Here is a 15,641-nt window from a genome sequence, read left to right as displayed (position 1 = left end):
CCATGGTGCCAGTCGCGACCGACACCGTCGTGACGGGCTGGGGCGCACGCACGCCGTCGTGGCGGGTGGGCACGCGCGCGGGACGGTCGTGCGCTGAGCGCCGGTGACGATCGGCCCTGGATCGGGCTCGCTCCCCGGAGGACACTGGGCTGCAGGTGCACCCACCAGGAGACTGCGATGTCGATCATGATCCAGGTCCTCGAGCAGGCCTACAGCGCCCACACCCCTTGGGAGCAGGTCAAGTACGCGTTCGTCGACTCCGAGCACATCACCACCATGCGGCTCGACGGTCAGTGCGGCGTGTGGCTCGACGGGACGAAACACGGTGAATCCCACCGGCTCGCCGCCACCGCGACCGCGGAGCAGGCGGTGTTCTTCCTGCTGACCGTGTTCGACCGGATCGCCGAGTGCAGGCAGCACGGCGGGTCGTGGATCGTCGGGCACGACGGCCGCACCATCGAGTCCATCCACGCGACACGGTTTCCGCTGACGACCGACGGCTGAACCCTGATCCACCGTCGGTGATCCCGATCCGGATCGGGATCGGATTTCGGGATGGGTGATCTCGCGAGGCAGGGGCGATCGGCCGGCCTGCCCGGCGTGTCCACTGGTGTCTCCGGTCATGCCCTTTCACAGATTTCGTCGGTGATCTGCGGGTTCATCCGTGCGGTCACCGAGCTAAGCGCGCTGCAGGTTCTCGTCTTCGGCGTCCTCGACGCGCACCGGGCGGCGTCGGTCGCGTAGCAGGTGGCGTGCCGCCCAGTCGAGGCAGAATCCGAGCACACCGATGACTGCGATCACGGCCATCACCTGGTCGTAGGCGAGCTGGTCGCGGGCGTTGAGGATCTGGTAGCCCAGGCCGGAGCGGACGCCGAGCATTTCGGCGGGCACCAGGACCACCCAGGCGATGCCGAGCCCGACCCGCAGCCCGGTCTGGACCTGGCCGCGGATCGCGGGCAGCACCACGGAGGTGAGTTGCTCGAACCGGGTCGCTCCGAACGACCGGGCGACGAGCAGCTGCCCGGGGTCGACGGCGTGCACGCCGGCGACGGTGTTGATGACGATGGGCCACACGGCCGCCGCGGCGATGAGGAAGAACACCGGCTGATGGCCGATCCCGAACAGCGCGACGGCGATCGGCGCCCACGACAACGGCGAGATCATCCGCAGGAACTGCATCACCGGCATGGTCGCCCGCTCCACGACCGGGTTCAGTCCGATCAACAGGCCGACGGGGATGCCGACCGTCGCGGCAATCAGCAGACCGACGAGCAGCCGCCACATGCTGGCAGCGACGTCGGGCAGCAGCACGCCGCGTTCGACGAGGTCGATCAGCGCGGGAACCACATGCTGGGGAGCGAACTCTCGTAGCAGCGAGTCGGGAGCGGCGACGACGCTGGTGAGCAGCCACCACAGCAACACTGCGACGAGAACCGCGACGAGTTGCGGCACGAGCGATGGTCGCCGCGGTGCGGGAGTGGAGGGGTTCAAGAGGGGTCGACCTCCTCGATACGGGTCAGGTCTGCGGGCAGCCCGAAAGTGGCGGGACCGCCGAGACGGGCGAGTGACGCCCGGACGAACCGGTCGTCGACGAGGTCGTCGTGCACGGTCGCGGCATCGAGCCGGTCCAGGAACCGGGTGTCGCCGTCGACGAGGGTGTCGTGCATGGCCTCGACCAGCGCCGCGGTGAAGCTGGAGAACGGGAACGGTTGGTAGCCGACCTGCTGCGGCCGCCAGTGCGGGTGCACGCCGGGACTGCGGTCCGGATAGGTCAAGGCCTCGGTGATCGCAGGCAGCGGCTGCGGCAGGTATCCGCCCGCGAGCATCGTTGCCGCGGCCGGGCGATCGGCACCGATCCGCTGCTGCGCGCCGACGAGCGAGTCGGTGACGGACTGGGCGACGGCGGGTCGCTGCTCGAGGAGGTCCTCGTGAACGAGCAGCGCACAGCAGGCATGGTCGCGCCAGATGTCGCCGAGGAAGCGGTGGATGCGTCCGATGCCGCGGAGCTCGGCGGCGGCGTTGAACGGGTCGGCGACGGTGAAGCCGCCGATCGAGCCGTTGGCGAGCGCGGGGATCATGTCCGACGGACTCATGACGATCAGCTCCACGGTGCCGTCGGAGCGGGACGCGGACCGGCGGATCACCGGGCGCAATCCATGGGTACGCAGCAGTTTCTGCAGGACGATGTTGTGAATGGACCACCAGAACGGAATGGCAACCTGCCGGCCGGCGAGCTGGCCGAGGTCGGTGACGTCGGGCGCGACGGTAAGAGCCGAGCCGTTGGTGTGATTCCAGCCGATGACGCGCACGGCGCTGCCGAGCGAATAGCGCAGTTGTACGGCCATCGGCATCAGCAGATGCACGACGTCGACCTGCCGGGTGAGGAATGCCTCGGCCAGCGACGCCCAGCTACGGAACAGCACCGGCTTCGCGCCGTCGACGACGCCCTGCGGGTACAGGCCGGCACCGTGCGCGACGAGCAACGGCGCGGCGTCGGTGATGGGCAGGTATCCGATCCGCAACTGCCCGGAGGTGTTGGCGGGGTCGGTAGCCGCGACGCGGCCGAGATCCACGAGGCCGGCCACGCCCCCGGCGGCGGCCAGCCCGACGGCACCGCGCAGCAGCGTCCGGCGCGTGATCACGGCGCTCACCGCGAGGACAGCGACGTGTCGCGGTAGCGGGCCAGGATCTCGGCGCGCAGATGGTCCGGATGCTCGTCCGGACGGGCGCTCAGGTGCCATTGCTGCTGCACGGCGCCCCCGCCGCCGAGCAGCGCGATGCGGTCCGCGAGCAACAACGCCTCGTCGATGTCGTGGGTGACGAGCACCGTGGTGAAGCCGAGTTCGCGGGCGAGGTGGCGCAGCCACACCTGCAGGTCGGCGCGGATAGCCGGGTCGAGCGCGCTGAACGGCTCGTCGAGGAGCAGCAGGCGCGGGCGGACAGCGACGGCGCGGATCACCGCGACGCGCTGGGCCTGCCCGCCGGAGAGCTGGTCGGGGTAGTACCCGGCGAGGTCGGCGAGCCCGAACATCCGCAGCAGCTCGTCCGCGTAGGCGGCGTCGAACCGGTCCCGGTGGGCGGCGAAGCGTCCCCCGAAGGCGATGTTCTCCCGCACCGTCAGCCACGGCATCAGAAAGGGTTGCTGGAACACCACTCCCGTGTGCGGTCGGGTGTCGTCGTCGGAGGTGGGCCAGGTGACGGTGCCGCCGTCGAGGTGCTCGAGGCCGGCGACGATTCGCAGCAGTGTGGACTTGCCGCTGCCGCTCGTGCCGAGCACGACGAGGAACTCGCCGTCGGCGATGTCGAGGTCGACCCCACCCAGGACGGGCGTGTTCCGTCCCGGAAAACTCTTGTATCCGTTAGTTATTCGTACTGCGAGAGTTCCCACCGCAGCTGTCCTTCCGAGGGCGACTGAATGGGCAGGAAGGCGGCCTCGCGGAACCGACGGTTGGTAGCGCTCGAGGAGGCGTAGCCCGCGCCCCCGCGCAGGGTCGACTCGAGGCGGGTTGCGGCGACCGCGACGCTCGAGCCGTCGAGCCGCAACCGGATCAGATCGGCTGGGCCGGCCGTGGCCGGATTCGCGGCGAAGCGGTGCAGGCGGTCGCGCAGCGACTCGTACCGGGCCGCCAGCGTCTGGTATTCCTCCGCGAACTGGGCGCCGAGACCGGTGAGGCGGGCGGAGGACTCGGCCAGGGCCGCGCGGGTGATGCCGCTGCAGAACGCCGTCTGCAGCAGGAGGAACGTCGGGCGGATGTTCCCGCAGAAGCCTCCGAGGTCGTCGGTAATGATGTGGTCCGTGGCAACGTGCACCTTGTCGAACGTCAGCGACGTCGAGGACGTGGCACCGAGCGCGAGCAACTCCGGCGCCGGGGCGATCCGCACGCCGGGCGCGTTCGCCCGGACGGCGGCGACGAAACGGGTGCCGTCCGCGCCGCGTGCCGGGAAGACGATGAGCGACTCGGGGAAAATGTTGGAGGCCCAGTGAATCGGGCCGGACACCTCGAGGCCGTCGGCGGTGCGCTCGGCCGTGAGCGGCAGTTCGCCGAGGCCCGCGAGATGCTTGAGGGCGGCGGCCATCGCGGTGACGCCGACGAGCCGCCCGGCGGCGAGGTCGTCGCGGTACCTGTTCCGTAGCGGCGCCGGAGCTCGGTCGATGTACTCGAGGCTCATCCGCTGCGCCCACAGCGAGAAGCCCACGGCGAGGCTCTCGGCGGCGATGTCCTCGATGACCGCGACCATCTCGCCGATCCCGTCCTCACCGAGGCCGGCGGCGATCAGGCAGCTTTCGCCGATCCTGGTGAGATCGACGCGGATGTCGGTCTCGCCACGATCGAGCGCGTCCGCCCGGTCGCGAACGGATTCGGCGACGGTTCGGCGCCGTTCGGTGAGGGGTTGTGAAACAGCCGCGGTCATCGTGAAGGTCAGCTTTCGAGGGTGTGGATGCGGTCGACAGGGGTGCTCACGGCGTCGCGGGCGCGGAACACCGCGGCCTCGTCGGGCGCGTTGTAGAAGCACAGGCACTTGTCCATGTCCTCGCGGACGTAGGTGCGCAGGAAGCTCACCTCGGGGACGTTGGCGTACTTCGGCGAGTTCGCCTTCTTGCGGGCGAGGTAGGTGTCCATGTCGATCTCGGCGGGGATGTCCCACTCGACGAGATAGCCGGCCTCGGGCCGTGCCGCCTTGATCTGGTCGAGGTCGGCGCCGACGAGGCGGACCTGGTGCGGTCCGTCGAGTTCGGAGGCGGACAGCGCCGCGGCGTCGAGGTCGGGAGCGCTGCAGCCGTCGAACTCGGCGACGGCGAAGACGCGCTGCGCGCCGGCGGTCACCTGGGCCTCGATCAGCTCGCCGCCGGCGGTGGCGACTTGGGCGTCGAATTCCTTGAGGGCCTGGTCGGCATTGTCGGCAGTGGGCACGAGTTCGTACAGGTACAGGGACATGGGTCACCTTCCGGGGACTGAGGAGAAGGGCGGGGCGCGCCGAACCTGGAGAGGGTTGCGCGCGGAGGCTGCGAGCCGACGGGCTCGGTCAGCGACAGGAGTGACGACACACCGCAGCGGCCACGCGCACGAGATCCACGTGCAGGCGGCGGGTGAGGTTGCTGCGGGTCACGCCGTCCACAGTACAGACGGACAGAACGATCTGTCTATCCGGCCGCTCGGATACCCTGGATCCGTGCCCGCTTCCGCCGATATCCGCGTGGACACCACGCCCGAGTCCCGTCCAGTCAAGGCGCCGCCCGCCGAGCGACTGCTCGCCACGGCGGTGACGCTGTTCTCTCGCTACGGGATCCGTGCCGTGGGCATCGACCGCATCCTCGCCGAATCGGGCGTGGCCCGCGCGAGCATGTACTCCGCCTACGGATCCAAGGACGCATTGGTCCTGGCCTACCTCGAGCACCTCGACCGCCGGGACCGCGCGCGCTGGACCGCGGCCGTCACCGATGTCGCCGATCCCGTCGAGAAGGTCCTGATGTTCTTCGACCTCGCCCTCATGTCGGCTCCGGCGAGGAACTACCGGGGATGCCAATATGCCAACGCGGCGACCGAGTTCCCGGACGAAGAATTCGCGCCCGTGCGGGCGCACCGCGACTGGCTGCGCAAGACTCTCGTCGCGCTGCTCACCGAGGCCGGGGTGGCCGCCCCGGAATCAGCTGCCCGGCAGATCCAACTGATCTACGACGGGGCACTGTCCGGCTCCAAGCTCGAACACTCCGAGGAGCCGCTGCGGCTCGGCCGCGAACTCGCCGCCGCGATCGCAACGGGCTGACTTTCAGGCACGGCGATCTCGCCATGACAGATCGACGTGCCAGTTCTCGGCACCGATATGCACCTGCACGGCCGACTCGCCGCCTCGGCGCAGGGTTCCACAACACTCACTGAGCGGGCACCGGCGCCGACGCTGTCGGTGCGGTCGGTGAGAATGTCCGCGTGCGAGGGGGCGCAGCGTTCTGGGGGCTGGTGGTGGCGGTCGCGATCGCCGTGTCGTGGGGTTGGGACCGGATCGAGTCGAACGCACCACCGGCACCGGGCAGCCCCGGCCGCGGCGAGCTCGAACAGCTGCTGGCGCGGGCGGCGGTGGTGCCGCACCGGCCGCAGGTGCCGGGGTACGAGCGGGGGTGCGGACCGGGCGAGGGGTGCGTGTTCGGGGAGGCGTGGTCCGACGACCATCCGGGACCAGGCGGCCGCGACGGGTGCGACACCCGCAACAACGTGCTCGCCCGCGATCTGCGCGACGTGGCGTTCCGGCCCGGCACCGGCGACTGTGTCGTCCTGTCGGGCACGCTGACCGACCCGTACACCGGGGCGCGGCTCGAATTCCGTCGCGCCGAGGGTCGGGCCGTCCAGATCGACCACATCTACCCGCTGGCGGCGGCGTGGGACCTCGGGGCGGCGGCCTGGCCGGCCGAACGGCGCCGGCAGTTCGCCAACGACGTCGCCTACAACCTGATCGCGGTGGACGGCCCGGCGAACGAGGACAAGCGCGATCACACCCCGGCCGAGTGGCTGCCGCCGGCGGCGGCGTATCGCTGCTGGTTCGCGGGCAAGTACCTGTCGGTGGCGGTGCGCTACGGGCTGCCGATCACGGTGGCCGACCGGCGGGCGCTGGCGTCGACGATCTCCGCGTGCCGAGCCCGTCGTCGCGGCGATCGCCCGCTCGTCGGTCGGACCCATCCACGAATTGCCCGCGCGGACGCCCGGTGGTCGCGTGGCTGCCGCCCTCCGGCGCCGTGCCCCGCATCCGGGCGCAGGGAACTAGCGTGGCACTCATGGTTTCGCGCATCACCAAGGACACCCGCCTGTGCATCTCGCTGTCGGGCCGCCCGAGCAACATCGGCACCCGCTTCCACAACTACCTCTACGACGAACTCGGCCTGGACTTCGTGTACAAGGCGTTCACGACGACCGACCTGCCGGCGGCGGTGGCCGGGATCCGCGGCCTCGGCATCCGCGGGTGCGGGGTGTCGATGCCGTTCAAGGAAGCGGTCATTCCCCTGATCGACGAGCTGCACGACTCGGCGCGGGCCATCGAGTCGGTGAACACCGTCGTCAACGAGAACGGGGTGCTGCACGCCTACAACACCGACTACCAGGCGGTGGTGGATCTGCTGCGCGAGCACGAGGTCGACCCCGCGTTGCCGGCCGCCGTCGCCGGCAGCGGCGGGATGGCAAAGGCGGTTGTGGCGGCCCTGCGCGACAGCGGGTTCGCGAACGTGTCGGTGATCGCCCGCAACGAGAAGACCGGTCGCCCGCTCGCGCAGCAGTACGGGTTCGACTGGCGGCCCGAGCTCGGCGAGCTCGCTCCGGGCCTGCTCGTCAACGCCACGCCGATCGGGATGGCGGGCGGGCCGGAATCCGGGCAGCTGCCGTTCCCCGAAGCCGCGGTGGGCGCGGCGACGACGGTGTTCGACGTGGTGGCGATGCCCCCGCAGACGCCGCTGATCCGCGCGGCCCAGGAGCGGGGACTGCCCGTGATCACCGGCGCCGAGGTCATCGCCCTGCAGGCGGCGCAGCAGTTCGCGCTGTACACCGGCGTGACTCCGACGCCCGAGCAGGTACGCCGCGCGTCGGAGTTCTCCCGATCCGCGGCCTGAGCCCCGGCATTCACGCCCCGGTGGCGATCTCCCGGGCCGGGTCCCGGCACCACTGCGACCACGACCCCGGGAACAGGGCTGCGTCGATCCCGGCGAGGGCGAGCGCCGCAATCTGATGGGTCGCGGTCACCCCGGATCCGCAGTAGACGGCGACGGGACCGTCCCCGCACACGGTCGCGAAGCGGTCGGCGAGTTCCTCGGCGGTCCGGAACGTGCCGTCCTCGCGGAGGTTGTCCGTGGCGGGGGCGCTGACCGCGCCGGGGATGTGGCCGGCGCGCGGATCGACGGGCTCCTCGTCGCCCCGGTACCGCGCCGCGGCCCGCGCATCGAGCAGGGTTCCCCGCGAAGGGAACTCGGCCGCCTCGTCGATGCCGACGGTGGACATCCGGCCGCCGCGCAGGGTCACCGATCCCGGCTTCACGGCCTCCCCCGGCCCGGCCGCGAGGCCATGTCCCGCCGCCGTCCACAGCGACAGCCCGCCGTCGAGCAGGCGCACGTCCCGAAGGCCCGCCCAGCGCAGCAGCCACCAGGCCCGGGCGGCGGCGAGGCCCCCGGTGTCGTCGTAGACGGCGACGGTGTCGCCGTCGTCGATCCCCCACCGTCGCGCGTGGTCCTGCAGCCGCACCACGTCCGGCAGGGGGTGACGGCCTCGCTCGGGCGAGCCCGGATCGGCGAGCTCGGTCTCGAGGTCGACGTACACCGCTCCGGGGATGTGACCCTCGTGGTAGCGGTCCTCGCCGTTCGGGTCGTCGAGCGACCAGCGCACGTCCAGCAGAACCGGCGGCCTGCCCACCTCGACGAGATCGGCCAGTTCGCTCACGGTCATCAGCACGGGATTCGCAACCATGGCTCCGATCCTGGCACGCCCGCGCGGTGGGCGCCGCGCGACACGGGAGGTGCGGCGGCGTCCACTGCGGCAGGATGCCGCCCGGCTCCACTGCGGCAGGATGCCGCCCGGGTCCACTGCGGCAGGATGCCGCCCGGCTCCACTGCGGCAGGATGCCGCCCGGGTCCACTGCGGCAGAATGCCGCCCGTGTCAGATGCTCCCGCGCCCACCCGTCCCGCCCCGCTCACCCAGCCGATCGGGGCGGGTATCGTCACGGCCCTCGTCGGGTTCACCAGTTCGTTCGCGGTGGTGCTGACGGGACTACGGGCGGTCGGGGCGTCGACGTCGGAGGCGGCGTCCGGTCTGCTGGCGCTCTGTGTGACGCAGGGGCTCGGCATCCTGTGGCTGGCGCGGCGGTACCGCACACCGATCACCCTCGCGTGGTCCACGCCCGGCGCCGCGCTGCTCGCCGGCACCGGCGTGGTGGCGGGCGGATGGCCGGCCGCGGTGGGCGCGTTCGTCGTCGTGGGCGCCACGATCGTCCTGACGGGGCTGTGGCCGCGGCTCGGCGCCCTGATCGCGGCGATCCCGACGCCACTGGCGCAGGCCATGCTCGCCGGGGTGCTCGTCCCGCTCTGCCTCGCCCCGGTCGAGGGTGTGATGTCCTCGCCCGCCTCGATCCTGCCCGTGGTGGCGACGTGGCTCGTGCTGCAGCGGCTGCGGCCGCGCTGGGCGGTGCCGGGGGCGTTCGCGACGGCCGCGGTGGTCGTGGCAATCCACCTGTCGCGCTCGGGAACCCGGCCCGCGGCGCGGGATCTGCTGCCCTCGATCGATCTCACGGCTCCGGCATGGACGTGGCAGGCGCTGCTCGGCATCGCCGTGCCCCTGTACATCGTGACGATGGCGTCGCAGAACATCCCGGGCACCGCAGTGCTCGACTCGTTCGGTTACGCCACGCCGTGGCGGGCGGCGATGACGGTCACGGGCCTCGGCACCGTCGTGGGCGCGCCGGCCGGTGGGCACGCGATCAACCTCGCGGCGATCAGTGCGGCGCTGGCGGCGGCGCCCGAGGCGGACCCGGATCCGGCACGCCGGTGGGTGGCGGCGTGGTCTGCGGGCTGGTCGTATCTCGCGCTGGCCCTGTGCTCGACCGGGCTCGCGACGGTCGTGGCGATGGCACCGGACGGGGTGGTCGAGGCGGTGGCCGGATTGGCCCTGCTCGCGACGCTCGGCGGGGCCCTGGCCTCGGCTCTGCGCGACGCGCCGGAGCGCGAAGCAGCGGTCGTGACGTTCCTGGTCGCGGCGTCCGGATCGACCCTGTTCGGTATCGGATCGGCATTCTGGGCGTTGATGGTCGGACTTGCCGTCCGCGTGGGACTATCGTCAGCACGGTGACGAACCGCCAGCCGACGACGCCCGCCGCCGACCCACCCGTTCCCGCCCGGTTCCCGGTCCTCTGGCCGATGCAGACCCGGTGGGCGGACAACGACCACTACGGCCACGTCAACAACGTCACCTACTACTCGTACTTCGACTCCGCGGTCAACGGATGGCTGATGGCCACGACCGGGGTCGACATCCGGGAGCTGGACGCGATCGGCGTGGTCGCAGAGACGTCGTGCCGGTATCTGGCGGAGCTGTCCTTCCCGGACCGGCTGCGCGTCGGCCTGGCGGTGGAGCGGCTGGGAACCCGCAGTGTCACCTATTCGCTGGCCATCTTCCGGGAGGACGGCGAAGGCGGGCTGCAGCCGGCGGCGACCGGGCGTTTCGTGCACGTGTACGTCGACGCCCGCACGCGACGTCCCGTGGCGATCCCCAAGGAGATCAAGAAGGCGGTCGCCCAGCTGGTGACGCCCCCAGCGGAATAGCTCCCGACCACCAAGCATCCGCTTGGCATTGTATTCATCTACCGGATTACACTCCGGGGCATCCGCACGTCCCCGAGAGAGAGCGATCCCAAGATGCGCGATGCTGTCATCGTCGAAGCCGTTCGTACCCCCATCGGCAAGCGGGGCGGCGGCCTGTCCGGCGTCCACGCCGTCGAGCTGTCCGCCCACGTCCTGCGCACCATCGCCGAACGCACCGGCATCGACCCGGCGCTCGTCGACGACGTGCACTGGGGCACCGTGCAATCCGTCGGCATGCAGTCCGGCAACATCGGCCGCATGGCCGTGCTCGGCGCGGGCTGGCCGGAATCGGTGCCCGGCTTCACCATCGACCGGCAGTGCGGCTCGTCGCAGCAGGCCGTCTCGACGGCGGCCGCGGCGGTGATCTCCGGCCAGGCCGATCTCGTCGTCGCCGGCGGCGTCGAGATCATGTCGGCGATCCCGCTGGGTTCCTCCGCCCCCGAGGGCACCGGGCAGATGGGCGGTCCGGCCCGCGAGCGGTACGCCGACGAGCTCACCGCGCCCGGCTTCCACGGCCGCTTCAACCAGGGCGTGGGCGCCGAGATCATCGCCGAGCAGTGGGGCATCTCCCGCACCGAGCTCGACGAGTACTCCGTCCGGTCGCACGAGCGGGCCGCCCGCGCGCAGGACGAGGGGTTGTTCACGGACGAGATCGCGCCGTACACCCTGGCGGACGGCACCGTGATCGCCGCGGACGAGGGCATCCGGCGCGGCTCCACGGTCGAGAAGCTCGCGGGCCTCAAGGCCCCGTTCCGGGAGAACGGAGTGGTCACCGCCGGCAACGCGTCCCAGATCTCCGACGGCGCCTCCGGGCTGCTGATCACCACCTCGGAGAAGGCGAAGGCGCTGGGCCTGACCGCGCTCGCGCGCGTGCACACCGCCGTGGTCACCGGCGACGATCCGGTCAAGATGCTCACCGGTCCCATCCCGGCCACCGCCCTGGCGCTGAAGCGGTCGGGACTGTCGCTCGACGACATCGACGCGTTCGAGGTCAACGAGGCCTTCGCCTCGGTACCGCTGTCGTGGCAACGCGAGACGGGCGCGCCGCTCGAGAAGCTGAACCCCCTCGGCGGTGCCATCGCGCTCGGCCACCCCCTCGGCGCCTCGGGCGGTCGCCTGGCCGCGACGTTGATCCACCACCTGCGCCGCACGGGTGGCCGCTACGGCCTGCAGACGATGTGCGAGGGCGGCGGCACCGCCAACGCCACGATCTACGAGATCCTCTAGTCCGCGGTGGTGCCTTCCGGGACCCGGTCCCGGAAGGCACGCCTCATCGCTGCGCCAGCCGCTCGAGCAGCGGCGTCGTGCGCGGACCCACCAGTTCGCGCATCACCAGCGCCATGTTGGTGCGCTCGACGCCGGGGATCTCGAGGATCTGCCCGGCCAGCCGGTAGAGATCCTCGGCGTCGCGCGCGACCACCTTCACCGACAGGTCCGTCTGCCCCGTCATGCCGTACACCTCGGTGACCTCCGGGATCTGTGCCAGGGCCGCGACGACCGAATCGAGCCGGTGCTGATCGACCCGGGTGGCGACGAACGCCGCCAGCGGATAGCCGAGAGCCTGCGGATCCACCCGCCGCTCGAACGACCCGAGGACCCCCTCCGCATCCCATCGCGCGAGCCGCGCCTGCACCGTGTTCCGGGACAACCCCAGACGCTGGGACAGCTCCACCCCGGTCGCCCGCGGGGTCCGCGCAAGCTCGAGCAGCAGCCGGGCGTCGGTGGCATCGAGACTGGTCATATTTCGCAGTATGACAGCGGCGGGCACCCCGAAACCGTGCTTCCTGCACAATTGCGCATCGGCCGATTGCGCACCTGCACCCCGCGTGGATCATGTGAGGTACAACACAGGTCCGCCGGCCCGCCTCACGAGGGCGACCGGTCCCGCCATAGCGAGGTGGTGCACGGTGGTCGACAAGATTGCCTATCCGGTCCAGCTGATCCAGCCCGACGGACGACGGGTCTACAACCCCGAGTACTCCGCGCTCGTCGCCGACGTCGGACCCGACGAACTCCGCGCCCTCTACCGCGACATGGTCGTCGTCCGCCGCCTCGACGCCGAGGCCACCGCGCTGCAGCGGCAGGGCGAACTCGGACTGTGGGCGCCCCTGCTCGGCCAGGAGGCCGCCCAGGTCGGCTCCGCGCACGCCCTCCACCGCGACGACTACGTGTTCACCAGCTACCGCGAGCACGGGGTGGCCTGGTGCCGCGGCGTCGACCCCGCCGACATGACCCGGCTGTGGCGCGGGTGCGCCCACTCCGGCTGGGATCCGGCCACGGTCAACATGACCAATCCCGCCATCGTCGTCGGCTCCCAGGGCCTGCACGCCACCGGATACGCGATGGGCGCCCACTTCGACGGCGCCGAGATCGCCACCGTCGTCTACTTCGGCGACGGGGCGACCAGCCAGGGCGACATCGCCGAGGCCCTCGGCTTCGCCGTCGCGTGGGGCGTCGGCGTGGTCTTCTTCTGCCAGAACAACCACTGGGCGATCAGCCACCCGGTCCGGTCGCAGAGTCCCGTCCCGATCGCGCAGCGCGCCGCCGGCTACGGGATGCCGGCCGTGCAGGTCGACGGCAACGACGCGCTCGCGGTGCTCGCCGTCACCCGCCGGGCCACCCGGCATGCGCGGGAGGGCAGCGGCCCGTCGTTCGTCGAGGCCATCACCTACCGGATGGGCCCGCACACCACCTCCGACGACCCCACCCGCTACCGCACCCCCGCCGAGACCGAACTGTGGAAGGCCCGGGACCCGATCGACCGGCTCCACCGGCTGCTCCGGCGGGAAGGACACGCCGGCGACGAGTTCTTCGACGAGGTCGGCGCCGCCGCCGACGAGGCCGCGGCCCGGCTGCGCGCCGGCACCCTCGGTGCCCCGAACCCCGAGCCGCTGAGCATGTTCGACCACGTCTACGCCACCGACCATCCGATGATCGCCGAGGAACGAACCCGCTACCGCGACTACCTCGCCGATTTCGAGAACGCGACCCACGAGGAGGCGCTGTCATGACCACCACCACGCTGGCCCTCGGGGCCGCCCTCGGCGCCGGGCTGCGCCGGGCCCTCGAACACGACCGCAAGGTGGTGATCATGGGCGAGGACGTCGGCCGGCTCGGCGGGGTCTTCCGGGTCACCGACACGTTGCAGAAGGACTTCGGCGACAACCGCGTCATCGACACACCCCTCGCCGAATCCGGGATCGTGGGAACGGCTTTCGGCATGGCCCTGCGCGGCTACCGGCCGGTGTGCGAGATCCAGTTCGACGGCTTCGTCTACCCCGCGTTCGACCAGATCGTCTCGCAGGTCGCCAAGATCCACTACCGCACCGCCGGGAGGGTCACCGCCCCCCTGACCATCCGCATCCCCTACGGCGGCGGGATCGGTGCGGTGGAGCACCATTCGGAGTCACCCGAGGCGTACTTCACGCACACCGCCGGACTGCGGGTCGTCAGCCCAAGCCATCCGGCCGACGCCTACACGATGATCCAGCAGGCCATCGCGCTCGACGACCCGGTGATCTTCCTCGAGCCGAAACGCCGGTACTGGGACCGCGGCGAGGTCGACCTCGACGCCGAGCCCGACCTCCCGCTCGACAAGGCCCGCGTCGCCCGGCCCGGAACGGACGTCACCGTCGTGACGTTCGGGTCGATGGTGGCCACCGCGCTGCACGCCGCGCAGATCGCCGACACCGAGGGGCACTCGGTCGAGGTGATCGACCTCCGGTCCCTCTCCCCCATCGACTTCGACACCGTCGAGGCGTCGGTCCGGCGCACCGGACGGCTCGTCGTGGTGCAGGAGGCTCCGCTGTTCTGCGGCATCGGCGCCGAGATCGCCGCCCAGCTCGCGGAGCGCTGCTTCTACCAGCTCGAGGCGCCGGTGCTGCGGGTCGGCGGCTTCGACATCCCCTATCCCCCGGCGAAACTCGAGGCGTACCACCTGCCCGACCCGGACCGGATCCTCGACGCCGTCGACCGCAGTCTCGCGGCGTGAGGAGCCGGACATGGAACCGGGCATGAGCGAACACGGCACCGTGGTGACCGAACACAGCGAGGTCTTCCGGCTGCCGGACCTCGGGGAGGGCCTGACCGAGGCGGAACTGGTGTCGTGGTCCGTCGCCGTCGGCGACCGGGTCGAGCTCAACCAGGTGATCGCCGAGGTCGAGACCGCCAAGGCAACGGTGGAACTGCCCTCCCCGTACGCGGGAACGGTCGCCGAACTGCTCGCCGAGCCGGGCGCCGGCGTGCCCGTCGGGGCGCCACTGATCCGCATCGCGGTGCCGGTCGCGGCGGGCACCGCGCCGGCCCCGACCGGTGGCGGGGACTCACCCGTGCAGGTGCTCGTCGGCTACGGGCCGGGCGCCGCGCCGGTGAGCCGGCGCGCGGCGCGCGCCGCAGCGGCGGCACCGGCCCCGACGCAGGCACCCCCACCGCCCGGGGAGCGGCACCGCCCCGACGCGAAACCGTCGGCGCGCCGCGAGGCCCGGCTCCTCGGGGTGGATCTCACCGAGGTGACGGGAACCGGCACGGGCGGGGCGATCACCGTCCCGGACGTCCGACGCGCCGCGGAGGAACGCGGATCCGCTACGGCGGCAACAGGATCGGATCGCGAGATCCGGACCCCGATCCACGGGATCCGCAGACGTACCGCCGCCGCGGTGGCGCGCAGCGCCTTCACCGCCCCGCACGTGACCGTGTTCCTCACCTGCGACGTCACCGCCACGGTCGACCTCGTCGCCCGGTTGCGCGGCGCGGCCGCCTTCGAGCGCCGTCACCCGACGCTGCTCACCGTGGTGGCCAAGGCGCTGCTGCGGACGCTCGAGCACCAGCCCGTCCTCAACGCGGCCTGGGACGAGGAGCACCAGGAGATCGTCACCCGCCACTACGTCAACCTGGGCATCGCGACCGCCACCGACTCGGGCCTGATGGTGCCGGTGATCCGCGACGCCGACCGCATGTCGCTGCCGGACCTCGCCGGCGCCATCGCCCACGCCGCGGAGACCGCCCGCTCCGGCCGGGCCACCCCGGCCGACCTGACCGGCGGCACGGTCTCGATCACCAACATCGGCGTGTTCGGCGTCGACACCGGCACCCCCATCCTCAATCCCGGGGAGACGGCGATCCTCGCGCTCGGTGCCGTCACCCCGCGACCGTGGGTGGTCGACGGCGAACTCGCCGTCCGGCAGGTCACGACGCTGTCGCTGTCGTTCGACCATCGTCTCGTCGACGGCGAGCAGGCAGCGCGGGCGCTGGCCGAGATCGGGGGGATCCTCACCGACCCGGTGCCGGAACTGCTCGCCGGTATCTGACGGGCGGTAG

General features: G+C 71.6%; 17 protein-coding genes and 1 pseudogene. 10 read left to right on the top strand and 8 right to left on the bottom strand.

From position 1 onward, the window contains the following. The first annotated feature begins 177 nt into the window (after positions 1-177). Positions 178-504 carry a hypothetical protein gene (locus ISO16_RS27530; RefSeq protein ID WP_006940172.1) on the top strand — a complete coding sequence of 109 codons (327 nt, stop codon included), beginning with the start codon at positions 178-180 and terminating at the stop codon, positions 502-504. Positions 505-678: 174 nt separating this feature from the next. Here the strand turns inward: ISO16_RS27530 and ISO16_RS27525 are convergent, their stop codons facing one another. The 6 genes from ISO16_RS27525 to ISO16_RS29135 form a co-directional block, all read right to left on the bottom strand. Further along, entirely contained in the window at positions 679-1,452 is a 774-nt protein-coding gene (locus tag ISO16_RS27525) for an ABC transporter permease (RefSeq protein WP_442800835.1), read from the bottom strand. A 35-nt stretch (positions 1,453-1,487) separates the two neighbouring features. Further along, the gene (locus ISO16_RS27520) at positions 1,488-2,651 is read right to left on the bottom strand and encodes an ABC transporter substrate-binding protein (protein ID WP_072634958.1); all 1,164 of its coding nucleotides are present in this window, start codon (positions 2,649-2,651) and stop codon (positions 1,488-1,490) included. After that, positions 2,648-3,388, bottom strand: coding sequence for an ABC transporter ATP-binding protein (locus tag ISO16_RS27515; protein WP_072634957.1), 741 nt, complete (start codon positions 3,386-3,388; stop codon positions 2,648-2,650). Before ISO16_RS27515 ends, ISO16_RS27520 begins: the two co-directional genes overlap by 4 nt. Further along, positions 3,364-4,413 (bottom strand): acyl-CoA dehydrogenase family protein, encoded by a 1,050-nt coding sequence (locus ISO16_RS27510; protein WP_072634956.1) that lies wholly within the window; start codon positions 4,411-4,413, stop codon positions 3,364-3,366. The genes ISO16_RS27515 and ISO16_RS27510 overlap by 25 nt, the downstream gene beginning before the upstream one ends. Positions 4,414-4,421: 8 nt before the next feature. Beyond that, complete coding sequence (locus ISO16_RS27505) at positions 4,422-4,937, bottom strand: DUF4242 domain-containing protein (RefSeq protein WP_072634955.1); 516 nt, start codon at positions 4,935-4,937, stop codon at positions 4,422-4,424. A gap of 88 nt (positions 4,938-5,025) precedes the next feature. Next, positions 5,026-5,109, bottom strand: a complete 84-nt coding sequence (locus ISO16_RS29135) for a putative leader peptide (RefSeq protein ID WP_442800834.1) — start codon at positions 5,107-5,109, stop codon at positions 5,026-5,028. An 81-nt stretch (positions 5,110-5,190) separates the two neighbouring features. Between ISO16_RS29135 and ISO16_RS27500 the strand changes: the two genes are divergently transcribed. The 3 genes and pseudogenes from ISO16_RS27500 to ISO16_RS27490 all read left to right on the top strand — a co-directional run bounded on the left by ISO16_RS27500 (position 5,191) and on the right by ISO16_RS27490 (position 7,591). Further along, entirely contained in the window at positions 5,191-5,766 is a 576-nt protein-coding gene (locus ISO16_RS27500) for a TetR/AcrR family transcriptional regulator (protein ID WP_072634980.1), read from the top strand. Positions 5,767-5,960: 194 nt separating this feature from the next. Next, positions 5,961-6,626, top strand: a pseudogene (locus tag ISO16_RS27495) (HNH endonuclease family protein); the annotation flags it as partial. 140 nt (positions 6,627-6,766) lie between these two features. Then, positions 6,767-7,591, top strand: coding sequence for a shikimate 5-dehydrogenase (locus tag ISO16_RS27490; protein ID WP_044476147.1), 825 nt, complete (start codon positions 6,767-6,769; stop codon positions 7,589-7,591). Positions 7,592-7,601: 10 nt separating this feature from the next. Here the strand turns inward: ISO16_RS27490 and ISO16_RS27485 are convergent, their stop codons facing one another. Then, positions 7,602-8,438, bottom strand: coding sequence for a sulfurtransferase (locus ISO16_RS27485; protein WP_072634954.1), 837 nt, complete (start codon positions 8,436-8,438; stop codon positions 7,602-7,604). Between the two features lie 178 nt (positions 8,439-8,616). On the opposite strand from ISO16_RS27485, the gene ISO16_RS27480 reads away from it, so the two are divergent. From ISO16_RS27480 to ISO16_RS27470, 3 genes are all read left to right on the top strand, one after another. After that, on the top strand, positions 8,617-9,813 hold the full coding sequence (locus ISO16_RS27480) for a benzoate/H(+) symporter BenE family transporter (RefSeq protein WP_072634953.1): 1,197 nt from the start codon (positions 8,617-8,619) through the stop codon (positions 9,811-9,813). Then, positions 9,810-10,286, top strand: coding sequence for an acyl-CoA thioesterase (locus ISO16_RS27475; RefSeq protein ID WP_006940160.1), 477 nt, complete (start codon positions 9,810-9,812; stop codon positions 10,284-10,286). The genes ISO16_RS27480 and ISO16_RS27475 overlap by 4 nt, the downstream gene beginning before the upstream one ends. Before the next feature lie 93 nt (positions 10,287-10,379). Beyond that, on the top strand, positions 10,380-11,552 hold the full coding sequence (locus ISO16_RS27470; protein ID WP_072634952.1) for a thiolase family protein: 1,173 nt from the start codon (positions 10,380-10,382) through the stop codon (positions 11,550-11,552). 43 nt (positions 11,553-11,595) lie between these two features. Here ISO16_RS27470 and ISO16_RS27465 read toward each other — a convergent pair whose 3' ends face one another. Further along, positions 11,596-12,066 (bottom strand): Lrp/AsnC family transcriptional regulator, encoded by a 471-nt coding sequence (locus ISO16_RS27465; protein WP_072634951.1) that lies wholly within the window; start codon positions 12,064-12,066, stop codon positions 11,596-11,598. 166 nt (positions 12,067-12,232) lie between these two features. Here ISO16_RS27465 and pdhA point away from each other — a divergent pair, with 166 nt between their 5' ends. From pdhA to ISO16_RS27450, 3 genes are read left to right on the top strand one after another with little or no spacing between them, the layout of a single operon-like run. After that, positions 12,233-13,336 (top strand): pyruvate dehydrogenase (acetyl-transferring) E1 component subunit alpha, encoded by a 1,104-nt coding sequence (gene pdhA, locus ISO16_RS27460; protein WP_006940155.1) that lies wholly within the window; start codon positions 12,233-12,235, stop codon positions 13,334-13,336. After that, positions 13,333-14,316 (top strand): alpha-ketoacid dehydrogenase subunit beta, encoded by a 984-nt coding sequence (locus ISO16_RS27455; protein WP_006940154.1) that lies wholly within the window; start codon positions 13,333-13,335, stop codon positions 14,314-14,316. The genes pdhA and ISO16_RS27455 overlap by 4 nt, the downstream gene beginning before the upstream one ends. Before the next feature lie 10 nt (positions 14,317-14,326). Beyond that, positions 14,327-15,631 carry a dihydrolipoamide acetyltransferase family protein gene (locus ISO16_RS27450; protein ID WP_072634950.1) on the top strand — a complete coding sequence of 435 codons (1,305 nt, stop codon included), beginning with the start codon at positions 14,327-14,329 and terminating at the stop codon, positions 15,629-15,631. The last annotated feature ends 10 nt before the right edge of the window (positions 15,632-15,641 follow it).

The organism is Rhodococcus sp. M8 (genome assembly GCF_015654185.1).
GTDB lineage: Bacteria > Actinomycetota > Actinomycetes > Mycobacteriales > Mycobacteriaceae > Rhodococcus > Rhodococcus aetherivorans.
This window is presented reverse-complemented; position numbering and strand designations above follow the sequence as displayed.

What these genes read in the sequence shown, in the direction of transcription:
- ISO16_RS27485 (WP_072634954.1), bottom strand. Translation starts at nt 8,438, where the DNA reads ATGGTTGCGAATCCCGTGCTGATGACCGTGAGCGAACTGGCCGATCTC.
- ISO16_RS27510 (WP_072634956.1), bottom strand. Translation starts at nt 4,413, where the DNA reads ATGACCGCGGCTGTTTCACAACCCCTCACCGAACGGCGCCGAACCGTC.
- ISO16_RS27455 (WP_006940154.1), top strand. Translation starts at nt 13,333, where the DNA reads ATGACCACCACCACGCTGGCCCTCGGGGCCGCCCTCGGCGCCGGGCTG.
- ISO16_RS27530 (WP_006940172.1), top strand. Translation starts at nt 178, where the DNA reads ATGTCGATCATGATCCAGGTCCTCGAGCAGGCCTACAGCGCCCACACC.
- ISO16_RS27470 (WP_072634952.1), top strand. Translation starts at nt 10,380, where the DNA reads ATGCGCGATGCTGTCATCGTCGAAGCCGTTCGTACCCCCATCGGCAAG.
- ISO16_RS27490 (WP_044476147.1), top strand. Translation starts at nt 6,767, where the DNA reads ATGGTTTCGCGCATCACCAAGGACACCCGCCTGTGCATCTCGCTGTCG.
- ISO16_RS27450 (WP_072634950.1), top strand. Translation starts at nt 14,327, where the DNA reads ATGGAACCGGGCATGAGCGAACACGGCACCGTGGTGACCGAACACAGC.
- ISO16_RS27465 (WP_072634951.1), bottom strand. Translation starts at nt 12,066, where the DNA reads ATGACCAGTCTCGATGCCACCGACGCCCGGCTGCTGCTCGAGCTTGCG.
- ISO16_RS27505 (WP_072634955.1), bottom strand. Translation starts at nt 4,937, where the DNA reads ATGTCCCTGTACCTGTACGAACTCGTGCCCACTGCCGACAATGCCGAC.
- ISO16_RS27480 (WP_072634953.1), top strand. Translation starts at nt 8,617, where the DNA reads ATGCCGCCCGTGTCAGATGCTCCCGCGCCCACCCGTCCCGCCCCGCTC.